3 protein-coding genes are annotated in these 2,139 nt (G+C 68.4%); all 3 read right to left on the minus strand.

Annotated elements, in window-relative coordinates; translation table 11 throughout:
- The coding region (locus AC1D01_RS31525) for a transposase (RefSeq protein ID WP_477867874.1) at window positions 1-186 on the minus strand (186 nt) is incomplete at its 3' end.
- 123 nt (window positions 187-309) lie between these two features.
- Window positions 310-1,623, minus strand: a complete 1,314-nt coding sequence (xylA, locus tag AC1D01_RS31530) for a xylose isomerase (RefSeq protein ID WP_477873454.1) — start codon at window positions 1,621-1,623, stop codon at window positions 310-312.
- Window positions 1,624-1,641: 18 nt separating this feature from the next.
- On the minus strand, window positions 1,642-2,139 hold a 498-nt coding region (locus AC1D01_RS31535; protein WP_477873455.1), incomplete at its 5' end, for an FGGY-family carbohydrate kinase.

Raw genomic sequence — 2,139 nt, forward strand, 5'->3', positions numbered from 1 at the left:
GCTCACAGGCTTGCTACCGGGCCCGTTCAGCTTGCCGCTCTGGTCCGCCTTGAGCCAGTTGTGCAGCGTCTGATCAGCCACGCCCAGCACCTTCGACACCACCGCCAGGCTCTGCCCACCCTTGACCATCCGCACCGCCTCAAGCTTGAATTCCAGCGTGTAGCGCGCTCTCTTTGCCTTCGTCACTTTCGTTCTCCTTGCCTGGATTGAACCACTCAGCAAGGGATACGGATTCCGCGGGCAAGGTCATTGTGGCGGGGCTTCGACAGGCTCAGCCCGACCCTTCGACAGGCTCAGGGCGAGCGGATTTCAGACGTAGCGGTTCAGCAGGTTCTCCATCGCCTCCTGGCGGCCGGATTTCGGCTGCACGTCGGCATTGCGATCCAGCACGCGCTGCGCCACCGCGTCCAGCGTCAGCTCGCCCTTCAGCACCTGCTGGCCGAACGCGCCGCGCCAGCCGGCGTAGCGCTGCTGCACCGCCGATTCCAGCTTGCCTTCCTGGATCATCCGCTCGGCCGCCAGCAGCGCGCGGGCGCACAGGTCCATCGCGCCGACGTGGCCGTGGAACAGGTCTTCGGCGTCGATCGACTGGCGCCGCACCTTGGCGTCGAAGTTCAGCCCGCCGCTCGTGAAGCCGCCGGCGCGCTGGATGTGGAACATCGCCAGCGCCATCTCCGGCAGGTTGTTCGGGAACTGGTCGGTGTCCCAGCCGCACTGCATGTCGCCGCGGTTCATGTCGACCGAACCGAAGATGCCGAGCGCCGCCGCGGTCGCGATCTCGTGCTCGAAGCTGTGGCCCGACAGCGTCGCGTGGTTGGCCTCGATGTTGACCTTCACGTCGTTCTCGAGGCCGTAGGTCTTCAGGAAACCGTAGACGGTGGCGACGTCGAAGTCGTACTGGTGCTTGGTCGGCTCGCGCGGCTTCGGCTCGATCAGGATCGGCCCCTTCAGCCCGATCTTGTGCTTGTGATCGACCGCCATCGCGAGCAGCCGGCCCATCTGCTGCAGCTCCGACTTCAGGTCGGTGTTCAGCAGCGTCTCGTAGCCCTCGCGGCCGCCCCACATCACGTAGTTGGCGCCGCCCAGCCGCACGGTGGCGTCCATCGCCTCCTTGACCTGCAGCGCCGCCATCGCGAACACCTCGGGATCGGGGTTGGTCGCCGCGCCCGACATGAAGCGCCGGTGCGAGAACAGGTTGGCCGTGCCCCACAGCAGCTTCACGCCGGTGGCCTGCTGCTTCTCGCCGAGCAGGTCGACGGTGCGGCGCAGCCACTCGACGCTCTCGCGCGGCGTGCTGCCTTCAGCCACCACGTCGCGGTCGTGGAAGCAGTAGTACGGGATGCCGAGCTTGCTGAAGAAATCGAACGCGACATCGGCCTTCACGCGCGCCTGCTCCAGCGGGTCGGCGATCTGGTGCCACGGGCGCTGGAAGCTGTCGCCGCCGAACGGGTCGCGGCCGTCCCACACGAAGCTGTGCCAGTAGCAGGCGGCGAAGCGCAGCTGCTCTTCCATGCGCTTGCCGAGCACGACACGGTCCTTGTCGTACCAGTGGAAGGCAAGCGGGTTGTCGCTCTCGGGGCCTTCGTATTTGATCGGGGCGATGCCCTTGAAGAAGTCGCTCATGTCATGTCTCCTGGTGAATCAGGCTGCGGCAAAGGCGGCCCGCAGCGTCGGGTAAAGCGTCTTGAATCGGTCGTGGCGGGCCAGCAGCGCATCGCGGCGCGCGGCGGGCTCGGGCAGGTATTCGGTGTTCAGCGCGGGCGCGAGGCACACCTCGGCCTCGCTGCCGCCGGTGGCCAGCCACGCCAGGCGCGCGGCGCCGAGCGCCCCGCCGGCCTCGCCGCCATGCACGGTGCGCACCGGCACGCCGTACAGCGTGGCGAACAGCTGCGCCCACAGCGGGCTGCGCGAGCCGCCGCCGACGATCGTCAGCGGGCCCACCGTGGTGCCGGCGGCCTGCAAGGCATGCAGCCCGTCGAGCATGCCGAAGGCCACGCCTTCGAGCACCGACCAGCCGAGGTGCGCCGCCGTCGTGTCGTGCGACAGGCCGAAGAACACGCCGCGCGCCGTGGCATCGTTGTGCGGCGTGCGCTCGCCGCCGAGGTAGGGCAGGAACAGCGGCGCGGCCGCCTGGCCGGC

The organism is Rhizobacter sp. P3_B12 (assembly GCF_056402895.1).

What these genes read in the sequence shown, in the direction of transcription:
- xylA (WP_477873454.1), bottom strand. Translation starts at nt 1,623, where the DNA reads ATGAGCGACTTCTTCAAGGGCATCGCCCCGATCAAATACGAAGGCCCC.